Here is a 25048-nt window from a genome sequence, read left to right on the forward strand (position 1 = left end):
AATTCCATTGACAACATTCAAACTGCAACGTCCTTATATTCATGGACAATATGTCGATGCAACGTCCAATAGCACGTTTCAAACGATTAATCCTGCAACAGGCGAAATTCTGGCAGACGTGCAGGTATGTACGCGAAAAGATATCGATCGCGCTGTTGAATCGGCACAACAAGGACAAAAAGTCTGGGCAGAAATGACGGCGATTCAACGTTCCCGTATTTTGAACAAGGCTGTTGCCATCCTCCGTGAACGTAATGACGAGCTGGCGCGTTTAGAAAGTCTCGACAGTGGTAAAGCTTTCAGTGAAACATCCACCGTCGATATTGCGACAGGTGCAGATGTACTCGAATACTATGCAGGTATTTTGCCAGCATTAGAAGGCCAGCAAATCCCGCTCAGAAGCAGTTCGTTTGTTTATACTCGCCGTGAACCTTTGGGTGTGGTTGCCGGGATTGGTGCATGGAATTATCCGGTTCAAATTGCCTTATGGAAATCTGCACCTGCACTGGCAGCAGGCAATGCCATGATCTTTAAAGCCAGTGAAGTGACGCCTTTAACTGCATTAAAACTGGCAGAAATTTATACTGAAGCAGGTGTGCCGCATGGTGTCTTTAATGTGGTTACCGGCAGTGGTGAAATTGGTGGTTATCTGACTTCGCATCCTGATATTGCCAAAGTGTCGTTTACCGGTGGCGTTTCTACTGGCAAAAAGGTCATGGCGCAAGCTGCAAATTCTAGCCTGAAAGAAGTCACGATGGAGCTGGGCGGTAAGTCTCCGCTGATTATCTGTGAAGATGCCGATCTGGATTTGGCGGCCGATATTGCCATGATGGCCAATTTCTATAGTTCCGGTCAGGTGTGTACCAACGGTACTCGCGTATTTGTGCCTTTGGCATTGAAAGCAGAATTTGAAGAAAAGATTTTGCAGCGTGTTGAACATATCCGTATGGGTGATCCACTTGATCCTGAAACCAATTTCGGTCCGGTTTCCAGCTTTGAGCATATGGAAAAAGTGCTGGGCTATATCGAAAAAGGCAAGATAGAAGGGGCACGCCTATTATGTGGCGGCGGCCGTGCTAAGGATGAACAGTTTGTCCAAGGAGCTTATGTCCTGCCAACCGTATTTACCGACTGCCGTGATGACATGACCATTGTACGTGAAGAAATCTTCGGTCCAGTCATGAGCATCCTGAGTTATGACACCGAGCAAGAAGCCATTCGTCGTGCCAATGATACCGATTATGGTCTGGCTGCAGGTGTCGTCACACCAGACTTAGCCCGTGCACACCGAATTATTCATCAGGTAGAAGCGGGTATCTGCTGGATCAATACCTGGGGTGAATCGCCTGCAGAAATGCCTGTCGGTGGTTATAAACATTCCGGTGTTGGACGTGAAAATGGGCTTGTGACCTTGCAGCATTACACCCAGACCAAATCGGTTCAGGTCGAACTCAGTCCTTTCCAATCTGTATTTAGCGCATAAGGGGGATTTGATGAATTACGACTATATTATTATCGGTGCGGGCTCTGCGGGTAATGTTCTGGCAGCGCGTTTAACTGAAGATCCAGATACTAAGGTGCTATTACTTGAGGCAGGTGGCCCGGACTATCGTCTGGATTTTAGAACCCAGATGCCGGCTGCTTTAGCTTATCCTTTACAAGGACGCCGTTATAACTGGGCCTATCTGACCGATCCAGAACCCCACATGAACAATCGCCGTATGGAATGCGGCCGTGGTAAAGGTCTGGGCGGATCTTCACTGATTAATGGCATGTGCTATATCCGTGGTAATGCTATGGATCTGGAACAGTGGGCCAGCCTTAAAGGTCTGGAACACTGGAACTATGCGCAGTGTCTACCCTATTACAAAAAAGCTGAAACCCGCGATATTGGCGGCAATGATTATCATGGTGATTCTGGACCGGTTTCGGTGGCAACACCTAAAAATGGCAATAATGAACTGTTCCATGCCATGGTCGAGGCAGGTGTACAGGCCGGTTATCCACGTACTGATGACCTGAATGGCTATCAGCAGGAAGGTTTTGGGCCGATGGACCGTACTGTAACGCCGCAAGGCCGTCGTTCCAGTACAGCACGTGGTTATCTCGATATAGCCAAAGGCCGGGATAATCTCACCATTATTACCCATGCCATGACCAACCGAATTCTGTTTAATCGCAATCAGGCGATTGGCGTAGAATATTTTGAAGGTCAAAATACCTTACAGCCGATTCAGGTCTTTGCGGATCGTGAAGTTCTACTATGTGCAGGTGCAATTGCCTCGCCACAAATCCTGCAACGCTCCGGTGTAGGTCCGGCCGAACTGTTAAAAAGTCTGGATATTCCTGTGGTTCAGGATTTGCCTGGTGTGGGTGAAAACCTGCAAGACCATCTGGAAATGTACCTGCAATATAAATGCAAAAAACCGGTTAGCTTATATCCGGCACTCAAATGGTATAACCAGCCGATGATTGGCGCTGAATGGTTATTTTTAGGTAAAGGTATTGGAGCCAGCAACCAGTTTGAAGCCGGTGGTTTTATCCGCTCTTCCGACGAATTTGAATGGCCCAATATCCAGTATCATTTCCTGCCTGTGGCCATTAATTATAATGGCACCAATGCCATTCATGAACATGGCTTCCAGGCTCATGTGGGCTCTATGCGTTCGCCGTCACGTGGCCGTGTTCGTCTGAAATCCAAAGACCCGTTTGAGCATCCAAGTATTCTGTTTAATTATATGAGTACCGAGCAGGACTGGCGTGAATTCCGCGATGCCATCCGCATTACCCGGGAAATTATGCATCAGCCGGCATTGGATCCCTATCGTGGTGAAGAAATCAGTCCGGGAAAACATCTACAAACAGATGCTGAAATTGATGAATTTGTTCGTAATCATGCAGAAACCGCGTATCATCCATCGTGTAGCTGTAAAATGGGTGAGGATGACATGGCGGTTGTCGATGGTTATGGACGCGTACATGAAATGCAGGGTCTGCGTGTGATTGATGCCTCGATAATGCCTTTGATCATTACCGGCAACCTCAATGCAACTACGATTATGATCGCTGAAAAACTGGCAGACCATATTCGTGGCAAACCTCCTCTTGCGCCTTCATCTGCACCTTTTTACAAGGCGCCTCGCGCTTAAATCATGGTTTTATTCCTGTCGTCTAGTAAAGCAGGAGTAAAACGAATTTCAATTTTTTCCCAAAAACGGAGATAAAATCTCGACTGCTTTCGTTTTATCTCCGGCTTTGCTTAATACAATTTATATTTTATGAAAATATTCAATCAAACAGTGCTGTTTGGCTGTGCTGCTGTTTCAAGTTTTTACTGTTATGCCGATGATGCGGAAGTAAAACAAATAGAAGCAAGCGGAAACTTGAGTGTGGTCTCCAAATACGTCTCCCGCGGTTTGACCAATGCGCCTGAAAATGACGACGTTGCTGTACAGGCTGCATTGAATCTGGCTTATGGTAATTTTTATGTCGGATATTGGGGATCTACGCTTGGATACTCTTATGCAGAAGTGCAGGGGCGTCAGGGACATCGTTCAGACAAATTCGAGCATAACTTTCTGCTGGGTTATACCCATAGCAGCGAAAATTATGATTGGGATCTATGGAACGCAACCTATTATTATCCGGGCGGCAAGCATACTACCGGAAATGAGCTGGGTTTAAATATAAGTCGTGCATTGAATGATCAGACCAGTATTGGCGCCAGTGTATCGACCTATCTGTATGATGTGGCTTATGCCAATCAGGGCGATACTTTTTATACGCTTAACCTGAATCATCAGTTGAATGATCGCCTGAATGCCAGCGTTACGGCAGCGGGAAGCTATTTTAACGATGAAGGCAAATATGAGGGCGGTGAACTGGGCGATACCGAAAAGCAGTTTGCCTTTCGTTATGCTTCTGCCGGACTTAGTTATGCGCTCTTACCTCAGGTAAGTTTGTCGGGTGAATATATCTTTGGCGGTTATGACCGTTATGATGAAAAGCAGCGTAATCTTGCAGTAGTTGCATTGAGTTATGATTTCTAAAGTTATCTCGGACTAGGCAGGTGAAAATCTGCCTTATCCGCAAGCTTGATTGATCATATAATTCATGGCTTGAAGTTGGTTCATGCTCCGGCAGCTCAGGAAAGACTGAGGATCTGGTTTAATCTGCCAGAATTTCAGACAAATATTATCAATTTCATAAAATAATTCTATAATAGCGCCCATTCTCGGCAGCGTTATCCAGACACTTCGTCAAATGGTATAACCTGACCATTTTCTATTTTTCATTCAAGTTCTCCTCCGTGAACCGGCTTGTATATTCAGATTCAGCATCTTATCTGTCCGTGACGGCACATAAGAATATTTAGGTATCCACATGGAAATTAAGGTCAATTATCTCGATAATCTTCGCCAGGAAGCCAAGTTCGATGACTTCACGGTGATTGCCGATCAGCCGATCCGCTATAAAGGCGATGGTTCGGCACCCGGCCCATTCGATTATTTTCTGGCGTCATCAGCACTTTGTGCGGCTTATTTTGTCAAAGTCTATTGCGCAGCACGTGACATTCCGACTGATAATATCCGCCTTTCGCAAAACAATATTGTTGATCCTGAAAACCGCTATAAACAGATTTTTAAAATTCAGGTGGAACTGCCGGCTGATATTTCTGAAAAAGACCGCCAAGGGATTTTACGTTCGATTGATCGTTGTACTGTCAAGAAAGTAATTCAAACCGGTCCTGAATTTGTCATTGAAGAAGTGGAAAGCATTGATGCGGATGCTCAAGCTTTATTGATGCCAAGTCTGGCTTCTGATCATACGACTTTCATTCCAGGTAAAGACCTGCCGCTGGAAGAAACCATTGCCAATATGTCTGCCATTCTGGCAGGCCTCGGCATGAAGATTGAAATTGCGTCTTGGCGTAATATCGTGCCGAATGTGTGGTCGCTACATATCCGTGATGCGCAGTCACCAATGTGCTTTACCAATGGTAAGGGTTCGACCAAAGAAAGTGCGCTGGCATCTGCCTTGGGCGAATTTATTGAGCGTCTGAATTGCAACTTTTTCTATAACGACCAGTTCTGGGGTGAGGATATTGCCAATGCCGAATTTGTGCATTATCCAGATGAAAAATGGTTCCAGCCAGGTCCAAATGGCGAACTACCTGCAGAAGTTTTAGATGAACATACCCGTGAAATTTATGATCCTGAAGATGAATTATTGGGTATCCATCTTTACGACACCAACTCTGGTAATAAAGCACGTGGCATCTGTTCATTGCCATTTGTACGTCAGTCTGATGGTGAAACCGTTTATTTCCCGTCAAATCTGATCGAAAACCTTTACTTAAGTAACGGGATGAGTGCCGGCAATACCTTGGCTGAAGCGCAAGTACAATGTCTTTCTGAAATTTTCGAACGTGGGGTAAAACGCGAAATTCTGGAAGGTGAACTGGCACTACCGGATGTGCCTGAACATGTTCTGGCAAAATATCCAAAAATTGTTGAAGGCATTAAAGGCCTAGAAGAACAGGGCTTCCCGGTTCTGGTCAAAGATGCATCTTTAGGCGGTCAGTTCCCGGTCATGTGTGTCACCTTGATGAACCCACGTACCGGCGGTGTATTTGCCTCATTTGGTGCCCATCCAAACTTTGAAGTGGCTTTGGAACGCAGTCTGACTGAGTTATTGCAAGGCCGTAGTTTTGAAGGTCTGAATGATCTGCCAAAACCAACCTTTAGCAGTAATGCCGTGACTGAACCAAATAACTTCGTCGAGCATTTCATCGACTCGAGCGGTGTAGTGTCTTGGCGTTTCTTCAGCGCGAAATCAGATTATGATTTTGTCGAGTGGGATTTCACTAATAACGGTCAAAATTCGAATGCGGACGAAGCTCAGGAATTATTCACGATTCTGGAAGACATGGGCCATGAAGTTTATATGGCGGTGTATCAGCATCTAGGTGCAACAGCTTGCCGTATTCTGGTACCGGGCTATTCGGAAATTTATCTGGTAGAAGATCTGGTTTGGGACAATACCAACAAGGCTTTGTTATATCGTGAAGATATCCTGAATCTGCACCGTCTGGATGATGAACAATTGGAAGCACTGGTTGAGCGTCTGGAAGAGGCAGATGAGGATGACTATACCGAAATCAAAACCTTGATCGGTATCGAGTTCGATGAAAATACTGAATGGGGCCAACTCACTATTCTGGAACTGAAACTGCTGATTTATGTGGCTTTGCAGCAATTTGAAGAAGCCAAAGATCTGGTTGAGCAGTTCCTGCAGTTCAATACCAATACCGTTGAACGTGGCCTGTTCTACCAGTGCATGAATGTCGTTCTGGAAGTCATTCTGGATGATGAAATGGAACTGGATGATTATGAGCACAACTTCCGCCGTATGTTTGGTGATGCCCGTATGGATGCCGTTCTAGGTTCAATCGAAGGCACAGTTCGTTTCTATGGTTTGACCGAAACCAATATGCAGCTTGAAGGACTGGACCGTCATTTACGCCTGATTGACAGCTATAAGAAATTGCATGCAGCGCGTGCCAAGTTTGTGGCTCAGCAATAATCCATAGATGAATGACTAAAAATTTTCGTCATTGGTTTTAAATTTTAAAGATGGCTTAGCTCATTTTGGTTAAGCCATTTTTATATCCAGTACGCTATAAAATCTTTTCTATTATTTCTATTCTAACTTATTAATTCCAGCTCCCGAGGGAGCTGGGATTACCTAAAAAATTAAAGTGAAGTGTTAATACTAACTGCTTCAAGAGTGGGTATATGAATGTGAGAAATAGATGTATTTTTCTCATTCACAGGAATTACCTTACATATTCGGGTAATTCGGACCACCACCACCTTCCGGTGTCACCCAGGTGATGTTCTGGGAAGGGTCCTTAATGTCACAGGTCTTGCAGTGCACACAGTTGGCTGCATTGATCTGGAAACGCTTGGAACCGTCATTATTTTCCATAATTTCATAGACTCCCGCCGGGCAGTAACGCTGTGCAGGCTCGTCCCATGTCGGCAGGTTGACTTCCACCGGAATAGAGGCATCGGTGAGTTTTAAATGCGCTGGCTGGTTTTCTTCATGGACCGTATTCGAGACAAACACTGAAGACAGACGGTCAAAGGTCAGCTTGCCATCCGGTTTTGGATAGTTTGGCTTGAAGCTTTCAGCCGCCTGGGTTTTCAACGCAGCATGATCCTGAACCAGATCGTGCAGGGTAAATGGCACTTTAAACACGTTCTGATCGATGAAGTTAAACGCGCCGCCGATCCATTGACCGAACTTGTGCATTGCCGGGCCAAAGTTACGCGAGTTATATAGCTCTTCTTTCAGCCAGCTGTTGTTGAACTTGTCGGTATACGCGGTCAGTTCTTTCACGAAGAAATCTTCACCTTCAGCCACACGTGCCACCGCCAGATCACCGCCTTTTTCTACACCGGCAGCTATCGCTTCAAAGACCGCTTCACCGCAGAGCATGCCGGATTTCATTGCCGTATGAGAACCCTTGATCTTGGCAAAGTTCAGGAAGCCGGCATCATCACCAATCAATGAGCCACCCGGGAAGGTGAATTTTGGTAGTGAGTTAAAACCACCTTTGGTCACAGCACGCGCACCATAAGAAATACGCTTACCACCTTCCAGATACTGCTTGATCAATGGATGGGTTTTCCAGCGCTGCATTTCCATGAAGGGATACATATGCGGGTTGGTGTAAGACAGATCTACGATCATGCCCAGAGTCACCTGGTTATTCTCAGCATGGTATAACCACCAGCCACCTGAAGAACCAGTTTCATTTAGTGGCCAGCCGGCACCATGCATGACCAGACCCGGTTTATGCTTGGCAGGATCGATTTCCCAAAGCTCTTTAATGCCGATACCGTAGTGTTGCGGATCAGCGTCCTTGTCCAGGTTGAACTTCTGGATCAGACGTTTACCTAAGTGACCACGACAGCCTTCAGCGAAAATTGTGTATTTGGCATGCAGTTCATAACCCGGGGTAAAGTTATGCGTTGGTTCGCCATCTTTACCAATACCCATATCACCGGTTTGGATGCCTTTGACTGTACCATCGGCATGATACAGAATTTCAGACGCGGCAAAGCCCGGAAAGATCGACACTTCCAGTTCTTCGGCTTTCTGGCCTAACCAGCGCACCACATTGCCCAGTGAAATGACATAGTTGCCATCGTTATGCATGGTTTTAGGCACCATCCAGTGCGGTGCTTCCTGTGATTTTTCATCTGAAAGCAGGAAGAAGGTTTTATCTTCAGTCACCGGGACATTCAGCGGGGCACCCTGTTCTTTCCAGTCCGGGAACAGCTCATTCATGGCACGCGGTTCAAGCACAGCACCAGACAGAATATGTGCACCGACTTCGGAGCCTTTTTCTACGACACAAACGGACAAATCGTTTAAGTTGTTTTCAATTGCAAGTTGACGGATTTTGATCGCAGCAGAAAGACCCGCAGGGCCTGCGCCTACGATGACGACGTCAAACTCCATCGATTCTCTTGTTATATCTTCCATAATATAAAATCCAATTTCGCTATACGATATTTATAGCATTATCTAAATCGGTTATGAAGCTTATTTTTGATCTTTTTATTTGAAATAGGACTTTATCTATTTTTTAAATCTTATCTATTTCACCGTATTAAAAGGTTTGCTGTAAATTATAGATAAAGGAAGAAGATGTGTAGATTGGGTATTCAATAAGAAGAGCGACTGAATGTCGCTCTTATGATTAATTTTTTTATATATTATTGAGATTCATAGCAATATTGTTCACCATGTGAATCAGACGCGGCCCAATTTCATTTTCCAGTTTTTCCTGATTTAACAGATAACTTGGGGCACCACAGTTAAACGTTAATATCCCATGTTTGGGGTGAACCAACGGAACTGCCACGGAATTCACATCTTTTGCCCAGTCACCTAAAGACAGACAATAGCCATAATCCTGATAATCACGGATTGCACGTTCCAGATTACGCTTGATGGTTGGCCATTGATCTTCGTTTCTTTTCTTGATCGCGTCAAATAAATATTCGCGTTCCTTTACATCCATCGCTGCCAGACAGGCACGTCCCATGGCACTACTATGAATCGGTAAAGTCGAACCGACAGGGCGGCGCATGGTTAGCGTCGATTCTGTATGTACCACTTCCAGATAAATCATGCTCAAACGGTCACGGGTAGCCATTGCCACAGGGGCTTGGGAATAACGGGACATTTCTTCCATAAACGGATAAGCCTGAGTCCGCGCAGAAATATTACTCAAAGCTGCATAACCCAAAGCCAATACGCCAACATCCAACAGATATTTCGTGGTATTCGGTAGTTGTTTTAAATAACCTAAAGAAACCAGGGTGCTGGTAATACGGGCCACAGTTGGCTTGGGTAAGTTGGTTAATTGTGCAATTTCCTGATTGCCAAGCAATTGATTGGTCGCTGAAAAGCAACGTAAGATTTCCAATCCACGCGCAATAGACGCAATAAATTGAGGATTATTTTCTCTATGAATATGTGAAATCGGATCTAAACGGATTTCATCAAAGTTGGGAATTTCACCAGTTTTATTTTTTGTCATGGTCAGGGCAATTAAAGTTAAATTAATGAATATGATAGCAACATAATTTCACGATACAAAATAAAACACTTCTACAAAAGATAAAATATAGGAAAAAGTGCCGAAATTATTTGTGGTCGAAAAAAATCCTGTTACCCAACTTTGAAGACAATATAAAATCATCTAGTTTTTTAGGTTTAACACGTAGCCAATATATTTAAAAAGTTTCGATTTCTCCGAAAGAGTCAGTGATCGATAAATATTACAGCAAGAAAAAAGGTTTAATTATCTATTCAAAAAAAACTGATAAATAGAATAATCACTCATCAAAATATTTCGTATCGTGAAATTAAATATTAAACACAAATCAACTGGAATACCAGAAAAATTTCATTTTTTAGTTAAAATATAAAATTTTTAATAATTTCACTTGCTCAAAATGATTTTATATGATTATTTATTTCGTAATACGAAACAAAAATAAGGGTAAAGGAATTTACCTAAATTATATCCATGGAGATTCATATGATTCGTGATCCGGAAATGCTAGACCAACTTCTGTCAACGATTCGCGATTTTGTAAAAAATGAACTGGTGCCTCTTGAGCATGAAGTAGAAGAGAACAACGCCATTCCTGAACATATTGTGGAACAGATGAAAGAGCTGGGCTTGTTTGGCCTGACGATTCCAGAAGAATATGGTGGTTTAGGCATTACCATGGAAGAAGAAATTCTGGTCGCGATGGAGTTAGGTCATACATCAGCTGCATTCCGCTCTTTAATTGGTACTAACAACGGCATTGGCTCAAGTGGCATCATTATCGACGGTACAGAAGAACAAAAACAGAAATATTTACCGCGTTATGCAACGGGCGAAATTATTGGTTCATTCTGTTTGACCGAACCGGATTCCGGCTCAGACGCTGCTGCTTTAAAAACCAGTGCAGTCAAAGACGGCGATTATTATATTTTAAACGGAACTAAACGCTTTATCACCAATGCACCACGTGCCACGACATTTACCGTGATGGCACGTACCAATCAAGAGATTAAAGGTGCGAGCGGTATTTCAGCATTTCTAGTCGAAGCAGGCACACTTGGTTTAAGCCTAGGTAAAATTGACAAGAAAATGGGCCAACATGGTTCCTATACCTGTGATGTAATTTTTGATAACTGTAAAGTGCATAAAGATCAGCTGATTGGCGGTGTAGAAGGGATTGGCTTCAAAACAGCAATGCGCGTTCTAGATAAGGGCCGTCTGCACATTGCCGGTTATAGCGTCGGCATGGCAGAGCGTATGCTGGAAGATGCACTTAACTATGCAGTGGAACGCAAACAGTTTGGCCAGCCCATTGCGAATTTCCAGCTAATCCAAGGTATGTTGGCAGACTCCAAAGCCGAGATTTATGCAGCCAAATGTATGGTGCTGGATGCTGCGCGTCTACGTGATGCTGGCCAAAATGTTACGACTGAAGCCTCTTGTGCCAAAATGTTTGCAACTGAAATGTGTGGTCGAGTTGCTGATCGCTGTTTGCAGATTCATGGCGGAGCGGGTTATATCAGTGAATATTCAATTGAACGTTTCTACCGTGATGTGCGTCTGTTCCGTTTATATGAAGGAACCACACAAATCCAGCAAATTATTATTGCGCGTGAAATGATTAAACAAGCAACCGCCTAATCTCATAATTTTAAAATAAGGAAATATTAAAATGACGACAAAAATTAGATTTGATTGGCAAGACCCGTTTTTAATAGAACAGCAACTGACATCAGAAGAGCGCATGATTCGCGATGCAGCGGCAGCGTACTGTCAAGACAAACTGATGCCGCGTGTACTGGAACAGTTCCGTCATGAAAAAACCGATCCGGCTATTTTCCGTGAAATGGGAGAACTGGGTTTACTCGGTCCAACCATTCCGGAACAGTACGGCGGTGCAGGTTTAAATTATGTCAGTTATGGTCTGATTGCTCGTGAAGTTGAACGTGTCGATTCAGGTTACCGTTCAATGGCCAGCGTACAAAGCTCTCTGGTGATGGTACCCATTAATGAATTTGGTTCTGAAGAGCAAAAGCAGAAGTATTTACCAAAATTAGCAACCGGTGAATATATTGGTTGCTTCGGCTTGACCGAGCCGGATCATGGTTCGGATCCGGGCAGCATGATTAGCCGTGCTAAAAAAGTCGAGGGTGGTTACCGTTTAACTGGCGCAAAAATGTGGATTACCAATAGTCCGATTGCCGATGTATTTGTAGTTTGGGCTAAAGAAGTTTCTGCCGAAGGTAATGTCGGTGACATTCGTGGCTTTATTCTAGAAAAAGGCTGGGAAGGGCTTTCTGCTCCAGCGATTCACGGTAAAGTGGGTCTACGTGCCTCGATCACCGGTGAAATTGTAATGGATAACGTCTTTGTTCCAGAAGAAAATGCATTTCCGGAAGTTCGCGGTTTAAAAGGGCCTTTTACCTGCTTGAATAGTGCACGTTACGGGATTGCCTGGGGTGCCATGGGAGCTGCAGAGTTCTGCTGGCATACCGCACATCAATACACCATGGACCGTAAACAGTTTGGTCGACCACTCGCTGCGAATCAGCTGATCCAGAAGAAACTGGCAGATATGCAAACTGAAATTGCACTCGGTTTGCAGGTGGCTTTACGTTTTGGCCGCATGAAGGATGAAGGCATTGCTTCAGTTGAAGGTACATCACTGATCAAGCGCAACAACTGCGGCAAGGCACTGGATATTGCCCGTTTGGCCCGTGACATGATGGGTGGAAATGGCATTAGCGATGAATTCGGTGTAGCCCGTCATCTGGTTAATCTGGAAGTGGTAAATACCTATGAAGGTACCCATGATGTACATGCCCTGATTTTAGGTCGTGCACAAACCGGAATTGCAGCCTTTTGCAACTAAACCTGAGATCTACCTCTAGCCAGCATTGCTGGCTAGATTGTTTTCGGGGTTAAGAATCGCGGCTTAATCACATCTTTCAATGTATTGCTATGTGATTTCTATAGAGCAACTTTATCAAAAACTTTGAAAATCATTTTTATACCACCTGGTTCAAGCGTGGTAATGATCAGCAAATATTCTATATTTCACCTAAATAATTAAGTGAAATATGCATTTTAAAAAGGCACAGGAGTGCCGAAAAGTAGAAAGAGCATTATGGATACGATCAGTTCACAACAACACCCAGTGGAAGGTGGAAACGAACCCAAGCAAAGAGTCTGGATTCTGGCCTTTATTTTCTCATTTTTAGCATTATTGGTTGATGGTGCTGATATTGCGTTATTAGCCTACAGTCTGACCAGTCTGAAACAAGAGTTTTCATTAAGTAATATGCAGGCCGGTGCCTTAGGGAGCTGGACGCTTGCAGGCATGGCTATCGGCGGTTTTTTTGGTGGCTGGGCTTGTGACCGTTTTGGCCGGGTTCGTGTGATCGTCATTGCCATTGCATTATTTTCTTCATTAACCTTCTGGTTAGGATTCGTAGAAAGTTATGATCAGTTCAAATGGCTGCGCTTTACGTCTGCGATTGGACTAGGTGCTCTATATATTGCCTGTAACACACTCATGGCAGAGTATGTACCCACCAAATATCGCTCTACAGTATTGGCAACGCTTATGACTGGCTGGACTTTAGGCTCGGTGGTCGCAACTGTTCTGGCTGGATGGCTATTGCCTGAATTTGGCTGGCGATACCTCTATTATATTGCCATTATTCCAATTGTACTGGCCTTCGCGATGTACTTCTTGGTGCCTGAGCCGAAAGCCTGGTTAGATGCGCGTAAAGCACGCCTGGATGCAAAAGCCAGTGGTATTCTGCAGGAAAAACCAAAAAATACTTTTAAAATGATTTTTGAAGATGCACTTAGCCGTCGCATGTTTATCCTCTGGTCCTTCAGTACCGCATTTTTACAGTTTGGCTATTATGGGGTCAGCAACTGGCTACCGGCGTATTTAGAGACTGATCTGGGAATCAAGTTTAAAGAAATGACCATGTATATGATCGGGACTTTCCTGATCATGATGTGTACCAAAGTTATTGCTGGTTTTATCGCTGACCGGATTGGCCGTCGTGCGGTATTTGCTTTCGGCACTATGGGTACTGCAATTTTTATCCCTGTGATTGTCTTTGGTAATACGCCGGATAATATCCTCTGGCTGATGTTATTTTTCGGTTTTCTCTATGGTATTCCATACGGTATTAATGCGACTTACATGACAGAAAGCTTCTCCACCAAAGTGCGTGGAACAGCAGTGGGTGGGGCATATAACGTAGGCCGACTGGGTGCGGTGTTTGCACCTCTTACCATTGGCTATTTTGCTCAAGGAGGCTCAATTGGTACCGGCTTACTGATTATGGGCATTGCCTATTTTCTTTGCGGCCTGATACCCGCTTTCTTTATTAAAGACCGCTTATTTGATCCACAAAAGGCAGATTAATCTGCACTCGTAATATAGATAGAACATGCTAGGAAGCAATATGATGAATAAAATCACGCAGGATATCGAGACGGTACTTAAGCAAATTCCTGATGGTGCACACATTATGACCAGTGGTTTTGGCCTGGCAGGTCAGCCGGTAGAATTAATCGAAGCATTAATTGACTTTGGTCCTAGAGACTTAACCATTATTAACAACAATGCAGCTTCTGGAGATCGTGGTCTAACCAATCTGCTGTTGTCTGGACTGGTTAAAAAAATGATCTGTTCATTTCCACGAGCCAATAACTCAACCGTCTTTGAAGATCTGTATAAAGCCGGAAAAGTTGAGCTGGAACTGGTGCCACAAGGCAATCTGGCCTGCCGTATTCAGGCAGCCGGTGCAGGCTTAGGAGCTGTTTTTACTCCAACCGGTTTTGGTACCAAAATAGCTGAGGGTAAAGAAACCCGTAATATCAATGGAAAAGATTATGTGCTGGAATATCCGATACATGCTGATTATGCCTTGGTTTATGCCAATCAGGCAGATCAGTGGGGCAACTTGACCTACCGTAAGGCAGCACGGAATTTTGGTCCGATCATGGCCAAAGCAGCAAAAACCACCATTGCACAAGTCCATCAAGTTGTGGAACTGGGAGAACTTGATCCAGAGATCATTGTAACGCCAGGAATTTTTGTACAGCATGTGGTCAAGGTTGGAGATATTAAATAATGAATATTCAAAAACGTAGTCGTGAACAGATTGTAGCTAAAGTTGCACAAGACATTCCAACCGGCTCTTTTGTAAATTTGGGTATTGGTTTACCGACACGCGTAGCAGGTTATTTAAAACCTGAACAAGGAGTAATTCTACACTCGGAAAATGGCGTTTTAGGTTTTGCTGCATTGAGTGATCCTGAACAGGCAGATGATGATCTGATTAACGCCGGCAAAGAACTCGTAAGCATGTTGCAAGGTGGCAGTTTTATGAATTCTGCCGACTCTTTCGATATCATGCGAGGCGGGCATCTGGATATCTGTATCATGGGGGCTTTTCAGGTCGCTATTAATGGTGATCTGGCGAACTGGCATACCGGTAATGCTGATGCTGTACCTGCTGTAGGCGGTGCGATGGATCTGGCAGTGGGTGCTCGCTGTGTCTATGTTTGCATGGAACATGTGACCAAAAACGGTGAGGCAAAAATTGTTGAAGAACTGAGTTATCCCTTAACAGGTAAACATTGTGTCAACCGTATTTATACCGATCTCTGTGTGATTGAATTAAAAGACAACCAGGCTCAGGTTATTGAAATAGTGGATGGCTTAAGTTTTGAAGAATTGCAACGGCAGACTGGCTGTAAATTAGTGGACTGTCGTCAACAAGCAGCCTAAAAATAAGTCCGTAATATTCTGATTGAGTAAAAGTATAGTTTTAGATCACAGCTTCGGCTGTGATTTTTAAATTTTAGAATTATTATCAAATACACGTAATATTGACCATATTTCCGTATTTTAAAGATATAAATACAAACTTTTGCTAATGATTATTTTAATAATAAGTCTAAAATGTTAACAAGCTAAGGAAGGTGATAGTCTGAATGAATAATAATTGTGATGATCAAGAAATTTTTCATATTTTTAATCTGATTGGTCGCCATACTGAACTTAAGCCTATCCTCGATGTCATTAGCCAGTGGCTTGAATCGCGCATTCCAGATGCGCTTGTCACCATTATGCTCTATCAGGATGACACCCAAACTTTAAATGTTATAAGTGGCAAACAGCACTTTTCAAAAGAGTACTGTAATGCTATTCAAGATTTGAAAATTGGGCCAAATCAAGGATCGTGTGGCGTAGCTGCTTTCTTACGTCAGTTGGTCATTAGTCCGAATTTAATGAAAGACCCAAACTGGCAGTCTTACCGTGCTTTGGTAAATGCAGAAAAATTGTCTAGCTGCTGGTCTATGCCGATTATTAATGCTTCAGATATTTTGTACGGAACGTTTGCCACTTATTATCGAACACCGAAAATACCGACTGAACATCATATTCAGCTTTTACAGCAAGCGGCAAAATTAGTTGCCCTCGCAATCGAGCTTGATCAGGAACGTCAAAAAAGACATGAGCTTAATGAAAAATACAGCTCATTTTATACCTATCATCCAGATATTATTTTTGAACTTGACCTGCAGGGACATGTGCTTAATACCAATATTGCTTGCGAAGAAATTACAGGTTTTTCTAAAGCGCAAATTCATGGTCAGCACTATTGTGCCTTCATACCGCCCGAATTCCATGAACTTGCGAATGTTTCATTTTCAGAAGCAGCGCAAGGTAAATCTCAACATTATGAACTTCCAATTTATAATGTTGCAGGCGATATCTCATGGCTGGATCTGACCAATTTACCGATTATTCAAAATCAGAAAGTCACCGGTATTATTGGCATTGCCCGAGATATTACTGTATCGCGTGAAAACAAGGAGTCTCTACGATTATTAAAACGTGGGGTAGAGGCTAGTCCGAATAGTCTTTTTATTACCGATGTCTCTGAAGAAAGGCTAATGGTGTATGTGAATCCAGCTTTTCTAAAGCTCACCGGTTATACGGCAGCAGAAGTACTAGGGCAAAGCTGCTTTTTCTTACAGGGTCCAGATACTGATCCGGATCAGATTGCATTACTCAAGCAAGCAGTTAAAGAACAAAAAGAAATTCAGGTAACTATAAAAAGTTACTGTAAAGATGGCAGCTGGTTCTGGAATCGTTTAACCCTAGGTCCTATTTTTGACCAGACAGGAACCTGCACCCATTTTTTGGGGATTCAGGAAGATATTACTCAGCAACGTATTCACGAAGAATATATTCAGCATCAGCATACTCATGATCATTTAACCGGTTTACCGAACCAGCATGCATTCAAACAGATTCTGGAAAATATTTTTGAAGCACAGCACGAGAGCTCACAACCTTTAGTCTTGCTGTATATAGATCTGGATGATTTTAAAAATATAAATGACAGCTTAGGTCATCTGGTGGGTGACCAGATTCTCAAAAGTGTGGGCGAGCGGCTGCAAAAATTTGTTCAAGGCAATAATGTGCTATGCCGCTTCGCTGAAGATGAATTCATTTTGCTGCTCTCAGGGACAGATGAGCACACTGAAGTCGAGGTGATTGCTGGAGAAATTCTTGATCTTCTTTCCATGCTGTTTATCGTCGATCAGTACAAAATACATTTAAGTGCCAGCATTGGTATTGTGGCAGATGACAGTTCGATTCATCATTCTTCTGAATTGATTTATCAGTCTGTTTTGGCGATGCAGGAAGCCAAAAGACAAGGTCGTAATATGTGGCAGTGGTATGAAAAAACCAGAATGCAGCCTGTCGCAGAAATAGACTATACTAATCTGCGTCTGGAACTCATGGAAGCGATCAATCAGGAAAATTTTGACCTGTTCTATCAGCCGTTGATTCATCCTGAAACTGGACTGGTAACAGGTGTAGAAGCTTTAATCCGTTGGTGCCATCCACAGCAGGGTTATATTTCCCCAGCGATTTTTATTCCACTTGCAGAAAGAACCGGGCAAATTATTAGCGTAGGTCAATGGGTATTGGAAAAGGCCTGTCTAGATATTGCGGAGTGGAACAAGACGCACAATAGCCAGATCACAGTATCGGTGAATATTTCTCCTTTGCAATTCCGTAGAGCAGGCTTTTTGCAGGTACTTGAACATGCGCTTGAACTCAGTCAATTACCGCCGGAATTACTTAAAATTGAAATTACGGAAGGTGTCATCATTAATGGTGCAGATCGAACGATAGAAATTTTGAAAGCAGTACGTGCTTTAGGTGTACAGGTTGCCATTGATGATTTTGGTACAGGTTATTCGAGTCTCAGTTATCTGCGTCGCTTGCCGATTAATCAAATCAAGTTAGACCGTAGTTTTATTGAAGAACTGACCCTCGATGGTCAGGATGCTGCAATTGTGCAATCGATTATTCACTTGGCACATCAGCTGGATTTGGAAGTTGTCGCGGAAGGGGTCGAAACTTTAAGTCAGGCCAGTTTGCTCTATCAACAGGGTTGTGATCTGCTACAAGGCTTCTTTTATGCAAAACCTGCGCCTTTAACTGAATTGAAGCCTGTTTATCTCGCAATGGAAAATAGTAAATTGAATTAACTCTAAAAAGTTAAGATATCAATATTTTCAACCGCTTTTCAGATAGAAAGACAATGATAAACAGGTCTAAAGAATTTTCCTATTTTATGAGCGTATCATCTTTAGAATTTGCACTTGGTACAGAAAGCGGGATAAAAAAATAAGCTTTTTAACCCCCAAAGGTTTTTAACAGTATCTAAGGCTCAGGCTGAATATTGGCTAAATTTCTTTCTTGGTTTAAATCATAATAGTTAATCACAAAGATCAACACGGCAAAAATAAAACCTAAAATGACACAGGCAGACCAGCCATAGCTTTTCCATAAATGCAGCGATAAAAATGCACCCAGACCGGCACCTGAAAAATAACAGGTCATATAGATGGCATTAATCCGCGAGCGAGCCTGCATTGAAATTCGATAGACCAGATTCTGGTTCAAGACATGCAAACAGGAAATTCCAAAATAAGCCAGAATTAAGCCCAAGATATAAATCCATAAATAATTCTGGGCAAAGAATAAAGGAATCCAGGCCAGAATCAGTCCGCACGTAGCCAGATGCGCAATCCATTTTTCCCGATGCCTGCCAATCATTTTACCGGTCCACTGAGAGGACCAGATGCCGACCACCCCCACAATGCCCATGAGGCCAATCTGGAAATCATTAAAATGATAAGGTGCTTCAGCCAGAATAAAAGTCATGGTAGTAAAGATAATACTCAGCATGCCAAAACCCAAACCTCCGATCATACTACGCCGGATCAGCATGGGTTCTGTGCGTGCAAAGGTAAATAGTGAGCGATAAATTTGCAATATATTCATCTGCAACTGGCTCTTAGCGCTTGGTAACTGGAACCACATGGCCAGACTCAGCAGAAGAATTGCACAACCACTAAACAAGTACACCGCATGCCAGGACCATAAAGTAGAAATCAGTCCGGCCACGGTACGGGCAAACAGAATGCCGACCAGAACACCACTCATGAGTAGGCCAACGACTTCGGCACTTTTATCACGCTGCGACAGGCTGGCGGCAAAAGGAATCAGAATCTGGGTGGTGATCGAACAAAAAGAGGCGAGCAGGGTAAAGCCATACAACATATGCAGATTGGTACTGGCTGAAAGCCCAATAAGCGCCAATCCGGTACAGAACATCAAACTGCAGATATACAACCGTTTTTCGAACAAGTCACCCAAAGGGACAAACAAAAATAATCCGGTGGCATAGCCAATCTGGGTCAGTACTACAGTCCAGCCAGACTGAGCCACACTGATCTGCAGATCCTCTGCAATAGAATAAATCAAGGGCTGGTTAAAATAGTTACAACCTGCGCAGAGTGCGCAGGTCATTGCCATCATGAACATGAAACGGCGTGAAATTTGCCCTTGGGCTGACATCCTTGTCTCCTGAGGCTTTAAAAACTATAGTTGGCAGAGAGGTTGATACGCGAAATATCTGCTTCCTTATTGTCAAAGGTTTCACGCTTGCCATGATGATATTCTGCACCCAAATTAATCTTTGGAACAGGAGAATAGATCACGTTAGCCACATAGTCGGTTAAGCGCTTATTGGTTTCCGGATTGGCTTTGGCATAATCGCTAGAATCATCAAAATCAACCACGCTGGCATTAATACTACTACGTAGTTTCGGCGTAAATTTATGCGTGAAGCCAATATTTATACTATTGAACTCATTCAATAAAAGTTCATTATTGATTGGATCGACTGAATAATCGCCACCCCAGGCAGCACCATCGGTTGTTGAACCTTGAGTCAAGAAAGCTGCAATACGCTGATCACCGACCATATGGAAATAGTTCCCCTGAATTGAGTTTTGATCATCTAAACGGTAACGTCCACCAACGCCCACACCCCAGCCAACTTTTTCAATATCACCTGTATCTGTTTGCGCTTGCTTTTGATTGACAAAGCCTTGAGCTAATAAATGAAGAGGGCCTGATTGATGAACATATTTAGTGCTTAAGGCAGGTAAGGCAGAAGAACGATCGCCACCGGCCATGTACTCCAGACCGACATTCCAGGTATTTTCCGGATCAAGTTTGAAAGCATAGCTCACCTGAGGTGTACGTAAGACTGATCCACCCAGGAACAAGCTGTAGTCGACAGCTTCAGTGCTAATCTCTGGTGTTGACATCAATGACCAGGCCTGACCAAACGTCCAGTTATAGTATTTTAAGTGTGCATGACGGATACGTAATCCACCATCGCCTTTACCATTGTTGGTCCAGAAGTCGGCTTCTAAACGAGCAGAAACATTCGGATTGCCTCCTAGATCTTTGGCCAGGAAACCAATCCGGCTGGCAGCCGCAGTAAAATCGGAACGTACAGAATCCGGTTCAGTAAAAGGTACTTTATTAATCTGGTTAATGGTACGGCCACGGGCTTCAGTAGTACTTTTGAAATCGACTGCACCATCAAAGCGGATCAAGCCATAAACATCGACATTATCTACCATTGAACTCAGCGTTTTAGAGTCTTGCGCTTTGGCTTGTTCCTGCTGGTTCTTTAATGCAAGTTGCGCGGCTTTTTGTTGTTCTAGTTCTGCCTGGATTTGCTTTAACTGTGACTCAAGAAATTGCATACGGTCTTCAGAAGCTTCTGCTGAAAATGCCTGTGCTGAAGCAATACCACATAATGTCGCTAAAACTAATTTTTTCATTTCTTAATCCCTAAAGAAATTTTTAATCCTGAATGAAAGGAGACCTTTCTATACTGACGTGTTGTAAATATTTGAAGTGAGGAAGGCAGCGATTTGACCTGCCTTCCGAAGTAGGGTTTATTCTGCTTTTTGCGGATCGTATAAACGGTCTTTAATAAACAGGGCAGGAATCAAACCGCATAGGAAATATGCTGCACCCATTACCAACAGACCTGTACCGATCGAACCATGCATCGCCAGATAACCAATCGTAATTGGCGCAAAGATTGCACCGATACGACCAATATTGAATGCACCGCCCACCGCTGTACCACGAACACCAGTCGGGAAACTTTCGGTTAGATAGGTTGCATTGATGGCATATGGAATACCGTACAGGAAGCCGAAGATTAGCATCAGTACGCCAATGTTATCGGCATTATGCATATACACCACGACAGGGATAAATAGCGCTGTTCCCATGGTGCCGAAAGCAAACACAATACGGCGACCAATTTTATCAGCAACATAACCTGCAATGATTTTGGCAAAAATCATGGTGATGAATGTACCCACCATATACAGTGCCATTTCTTTAAACTTAATGCCTAATTCAGCTTCAAGATAACTTGGCAACCAGTTACTTACACCGAAGTAACCAAATAACAGGAAACCGGAGCTGAAAGACCACAAGATGAACATCTTGCCATGAGTTTTATCTTTAAGAATGGTGATGTATGGATTACCTTTTTTGGTATCGTTATCCACAATCTGACCAGTTCTTTTCATTTCACGGACACGTTTCCATGATTCTGGCTCTGGCACCATAAAGTGCATCAGGATACCCAAAGCTAATGGAGCAATTGTGATCCAGTACAGCATACGCCAGCCGAACTCAGGAATAATCCAGCCTGAAATCATGGTAATCACCAATGAACCTAAAGTGAAACCAGTCATCAATGTTGCCAGTACAGTAGTACGGTATTTGGTCGGTACGTATTCTGACATCAGAGTATTACAGGCAATATATAAACAGCCTAAACCCAAGCAAGAAAGAGTACGTAAAATTGCAAATTCAGTATAAGACTGAGCAAAACCTGAGTAGGCGGATAAGATCGAGAAGGCGATGGTGGCCAGTACAATGACGCGGACACGTCCAAATTTGTCGCATGCCCATCCACCAATAAAGCCTCCGATCCCCATACCTAAAAGAGAATAACTTCCCAAGGCACCCGCCTGTACAGAAGTCAGGCCCCATTCAGCTTTCAGACTGGTCAGACTAAAAGCCAGAATCCCGATATCTGCACCGTCACAGAGCAAAATCAGAAAAGCAAAGATAAAAGCCGTCATCCAAAGACGTTTTGGTGCCTGTTTGATGGTATCCGTGGAGGAGACATCGGTTTTATTGTCTCCTGTTACGATGGTATCGCTTGTCATTCTTATATCCTCTATATATTCAAAGTAGCATTTCCTCTGCTACCGCTAAATCCATTTTTCTTCCTCACGGAAACATAGTTTTCCTGATTTAACAGACTCGCTCTGCACACAACAGCCGCTGCATTTATTATCAGGCTACATTCGATTTTTCATGCTTTACGCTAAATCAAAATCATCTCATTGCTGGAAAATTTGATTTCGTAAATTAACTTTAAGTTCAGCCTTATGGCGATTATTCATTTAAATGAATAATCAGATTGCGTTTAAAATACTTAATTCCGTATTGCGAAATCAATTAATCATAAAATAACCAGATGAACAAGAGTTTTTACTCTATTTTTAGTAAAAAATAACTTTTTTGCATTCTGGAGTTAAAAATCCTTGATTTATAGCTTGAGAAACCTTAGTTTTATATAAAATAAAATTTCGCTATACAAAATAAATGGAGATTTTAATGGAACAGGTAGTTCAAGTAGAACAAGTTTCAGCACATGTAGCGATGGTTAAAATTCATCGACCAGAAGCGAAAAATGCCCTGAATACAGAAGTTCGCCAGAAACTTGCGGCGGCTTTTTTGCAACTGAATGATGATGAAAATGTCCGTGCCATTATTCTTACGGGTGGTGAAACAGATTTCGCAGCAGGAGCCGATCTTAAAGAACTGGCCAATGCAGAAACCATTCAAATGATGCAGCGTCGTACTGAGCGTTACTGGCAAGCCATTGCACAGTGTTCAAAGCCGGTGATTGCAGCTGTAAACGGTTATGCACTTGGCGGTGGCTGTGAACTGGCCATGCATGCGGACATTATTATTGCCGGGAAAAGCGCCCAATTTGGTCAGCCTGAAGTGAAAGTGGGTGTTATGCCGGGTGCCGGTGGTACTCAGCGTTTATTCCGTGCCGTGGGTAAATTTCATGCAATGCGCATCATTATGACGGGTTGTCTGGTACCAGCGCCGGAAGCTTATCAGATTGGCCTGGTGTCTCAAGTAACGGAAGACAGTGAAACCCTGGCAACAGCAATCAAGATGGCTGAAGGCCTAGCGAAAATGCCGCCAATCGCGCTTGAGCAAATCAAGGAAGTGGCTTTATTGGCTGAAGATGTGCCATTAAATGCCGGATTAATGCTGGAACGTAAATCTTTCCAGATGCTGTTTTCTTCAGAAGATCAAAAAGAAGGTATGCAAGCCTTTATTGAAAAACGTAAACCAAATTATCAGGGACGATAAGCATGAGCATTCAAATTCAGAAAATCGGTATTATTGGCGTAGGTACGATGGGTGCGGGCATTGCCCAGATCGCGATTCAGTCCGGCCATAATGTCGTGTTGTTTGATGCCAAAGCGGGTGCTGCTGAACAGGCACAGGAAAAGCTGGCTAAAACATTAAATACCCTGGCTGATAAAGGTAAATTTAGCCATGAAAAAGCTGCTGAAGATCTTGCTCATTTATCCATTGCTCAGCAGATCGAAGACCTGAAAGATTGCGATTTAATCGTTGAAGCGATTATTGAAAATCTAGAAATCAAACAAAAACTGATGCAGCAACTGGAAGGTATCGTAAAACCGGAAGCGATTCTGGCATCTAATACATCTTCATTGTCGATTAGTGCGATTGCTGCTAATTGCAGTCAGCCAGAACGTGTTGCTGGTTATCACTTCTTTAACCCGGTTCCACTGATGAAAGTGGTTGAGGTCATTGAAGGCTTTAATACCCGTGCTGATATTGTGGATGCGCTCACTCAGTTATCTACGAAAATGGGACATCGCCCGGTAAAAGCCAAAGATACCCCGGGATTTATCATTAACCATGCTGGCCGTGCTTTTGGTAGCGAAGCCTATGCGATTCTGAATGAAAATGTCACTCCATTTTATGATATTGACAGGATCTATCGTGACGGAATCGGTTTCAAAATGGGGCCGTTTGAATTAGGTGATCTGACCGGTATGGATGTCTCGCACCCGGTGAGTGAATCGATTTATCATCAGTATTATGAAGAAGCACGTTACCGTCCAAGCGTGATTACCCGTCAGCGTTTTATTGCCAAGCAGTTAGGTCGTAAAACCGGTAAAGGTTTCTATGATTACACTTCGGGTAGCAAAGAAGGTGATGTTGCTCCAGCATTGGTTGAAAAGTTAAGTCAATATCCATCAGTCTGGCTAGGCACCGAATATGACGAAGACCGTCAGGCACTTGAGCAATATCTGCAGCAGTTCAACATTCAGATTGAGCAAACTGAGATACCTTCAGCAGAGGCTTTAATCCTGATTGCCACTTATGGTGAGGATGCAACATCAGCTGCGATCCGTTATCAGCTGGCACCTCAGCAAGTGGTGTGTATCGATCTGCTATATGGTCTGCATAAACACCGTACCTTGATGCCAACTTTTGTCACCCAACCTGAGCTGGTAAAAGCAGCCCAATCGATTTTCAATCTGGATGGTGTGACCGCCAGCGTAATTCAGGAAAGCATCGGCTTTGTGGCTCAACGTGCTTTGGCAATGATTGTGAATCTCGGCTGTGATATTGCCCAGCAAGGCGTTGCAACGGTAGAAGATATCAATATCGCAGTAAAATTAGGCCTTGGCTATCCATATGGGCCAATTGAATGGGGGGATGTGCTGGGAGCTGAAAAAATCCTGAAAATTCTGGATCGCATGACTGCGATTACCCGTGACCAGCGTTACCGTCCAAGTCCTTGGTTGCGTCGCCGTGTTCAGCTTGGTCTACCACTTGTTCATACAACACATTAATTAAAAAGTTAAAGGAATAAC

17 protein-coding genes are annotated in these 25048 nt (G+C 43.4%); 12 read left to right on the top strand and 5 right to left on the bottom strand.

Features of this window, described 5'->3' with window-relative positions:
• Window positions 1-7: 7 nt before the first annotated feature.
• The 4 genes from betB to FTV08_RS07550 all read left to right on the top strand — a co-directional run bounded on the left by betB (window position 8) and on the right by FTV08_RS07550 (window position 6585).
• Window positions 8-1483 (top strand): betaine-aldehyde dehydrogenase, encoded by a 1476-nt coding sequence (gene betB / locus FTV08_RS07535; RefSeq protein ID WP_121980144.1) that lies wholly within the window; start codon window positions 8-10, stop codon window positions 1481-1483.
• A 10-nt stretch (window positions 1484-1493) separates the two neighbouring features.
• Window positions 1494-3149, top strand: a complete 1656-nt coding sequence (gene betA, locus FTV08_RS07540; RefSeq protein ID WP_005246316.1) for a choline dehydrogenase — start codon at window positions 1494-1496, stop codon at window positions 3147-3149.
• Window positions 3150-3278: 129 nt separating this feature from the next.
• Entirely contained in the window at window positions 3279-4049 is a 771-nt protein-coding gene (locus FTV08_RS07545) for a hypothetical protein (protein WP_005106927.1), read from the top strand.
• A gap of 334 nt (window positions 4050-4383) precedes the next feature.
• Entirely contained in the window at window positions 4384-6585 is a 2202-nt protein-coding gene (locus tag FTV08_RS07550) for an OsmC domain/YcaO domain-containing protein (protein WP_005266383.1), read from the top strand.
• A gap of 258 nt (window positions 6586-6843) precedes the next feature.
• Here FTV08_RS07550 and FTV08_RS07555 read toward each other — a convergent pair whose 3' ends face one another.
• Both FTV08_RS07555 and FTV08_RS07560 read right to left on the bottom strand, forming a co-directional pair.
• Entirely contained in the window at window positions 6844-8556 is a 1713-nt protein-coding gene (locus tag FTV08_RS07555) for an electron transfer flavoprotein-ubiquinone oxidoreductase (RefSeq protein WP_180087002.1), read from the bottom strand.
• A gap of 226 nt (window positions 8557-8782) precedes the next feature.
• Window positions 8783-9619 (bottom strand): IclR family transcriptional regulator, encoded by an 837-nt coding sequence (locus FTV08_RS07560; protein WP_004280319.1) that lies wholly within the window; start codon window positions 9617-9619, stop codon window positions 8783-8785.
• 504 nt (window positions 9620-10123) lie between these two features.
• On the opposite strand from FTV08_RS07560, the gene FTV08_RS07565 reads away from it, so the two are divergent.
• The 6 genes from FTV08_RS07565 to FTV08_RS07590 all read left to right on the top strand — a co-directional run bounded on the left by FTV08_RS07565 (window position 10124) and on the right by FTV08_RS07590 (window position 18202).
• Window positions 10124-11278, top strand: a complete 1155-nt coding sequence (locus FTV08_RS07565; protein WP_004730987.1) for an acyl-CoA dehydrogenase family protein — start codon at window positions 10124-10126, stop codon at window positions 11276-11278.
• 31 nt (window positions 11279-11309) lie between these two features.
• Entirely contained in the window at window positions 11310-12509 is a 1200-nt protein-coding gene (locus FTV08_RS07570) for an acyl-CoA dehydrogenase (RefSeq protein WP_005246320.1), read from the top strand.
• 255 nt (window positions 12510-12764) lie between these two features.
• On the top strand, window positions 12765-14045 hold the full coding sequence (locus tag FTV08_RS07575; RefSeq protein WP_004646972.1) for an MFS transporter: 1281 nt from the start codon (window positions 12765-12767) through the stop codon (window positions 14043-14045).
• Between the two features lie 40 nt (window positions 14046-14085).
• Window positions 14086-14757 (top strand): 3-oxoacid CoA-transferase subunit A, encoded by a 672-nt coding sequence (locus FTV08_RS07580; RefSeq protein ID WP_004730985.1) that lies wholly within the window; start codon window positions 14086-14088, stop codon window positions 14755-14757.
• A complete protein-coding gene (locus FTV08_RS07585) occupies window positions 14757-15416 on the top strand; it encodes a 3-oxoacid CoA-transferase subunit B (RefSeq protein WP_180087003.1) in 660 nt (219 codons plus the stop codon). Before FTV08_RS07580 ends, FTV08_RS07585 begins: the two co-directional genes overlap by 1 nt.
• A gap of 206 nt (window positions 15417-15622) precedes the next feature.
• On the top strand, window positions 15623-18202 hold the full coding sequence (locus FTV08_RS07590; RefSeq protein WP_180087004.1) for an EAL domain-containing protein: 2580 nt from the start codon (window positions 15623-15625) through the stop codon (window positions 18200-18202).
• 175 nt (window positions 18203-18377) lie between these two features.
• Here the strand turns inward: FTV08_RS07590 and FTV08_RS07595 are convergent, their stop codons facing one another.
• From FTV08_RS07595 to FTV08_RS07605, 3 genes are all read right to left on the bottom strand, one after another.
• A complete protein-coding gene (locus tag FTV08_RS07595; RefSeq protein ID WP_005100330.1) occupies window positions 18378-19577 on the bottom strand; it encodes an MFS transporter in 1200 nt (399 codons plus the stop codon).
• Window positions 19578-19594: 17 nt separating this feature from the next.
• Window positions 19595-20860: a DcaP family trimeric outer membrane transporter gene (locus tag FTV08_RS07600; RefSeq protein WP_004646966.1), complete on the bottom strand. Its 1266-nt coding sequence runs from the start codon at window positions 20858-20860 to the stop codon at window positions 19595-19597.
• Between the two features lie 117 nt (window positions 20861-20977).
• Window positions 20978-22276 (bottom strand): MFS transporter, encoded by a 1299-nt coding sequence (locus FTV08_RS07605; protein ID WP_004280309.1) that lies wholly within the window; start codon window positions 22274-22276, stop codon window positions 20978-20980.
• 454 nt (window positions 22277-22730) lie between these two features.
• Between FTV08_RS07605 and FTV08_RS07610 the strand changes: the two genes are divergently transcribed.
• Together FTV08_RS07610 and FTV08_RS07615 are read left to right on the top strand one after the other, a co-directional pair.
• Window positions 22731-23504, top strand: a complete 774-nt coding sequence (locus FTV08_RS07610) for an enoyl-CoA hydratase (RefSeq protein WP_180087005.1) — start codon at window positions 22731-22733, stop codon at window positions 23502-23504.
• Window positions 23505-23506: 2 nt separating this feature from the next.
• Complete coding sequence (locus tag FTV08_RS07615; protein ID WP_180087006.1) at window positions 23507-25027, top strand: 3-hydroxyacyl-CoA dehydrogenase; 1521 nt, start codon at window positions 23507-23509, stop codon at window positions 25025-25027.
• Window positions 25028-25048 lie beyond the last annotated feature (21 nt).

The organism is Acinetobacter sp. YH12226, from assembly GCF_013417805.1.
Classification (GTDB): Bacteria; Pseudomonadota; Gammaproteobacteria; order Pseudomonadales; family Moraxellaceae; genus Acinetobacter.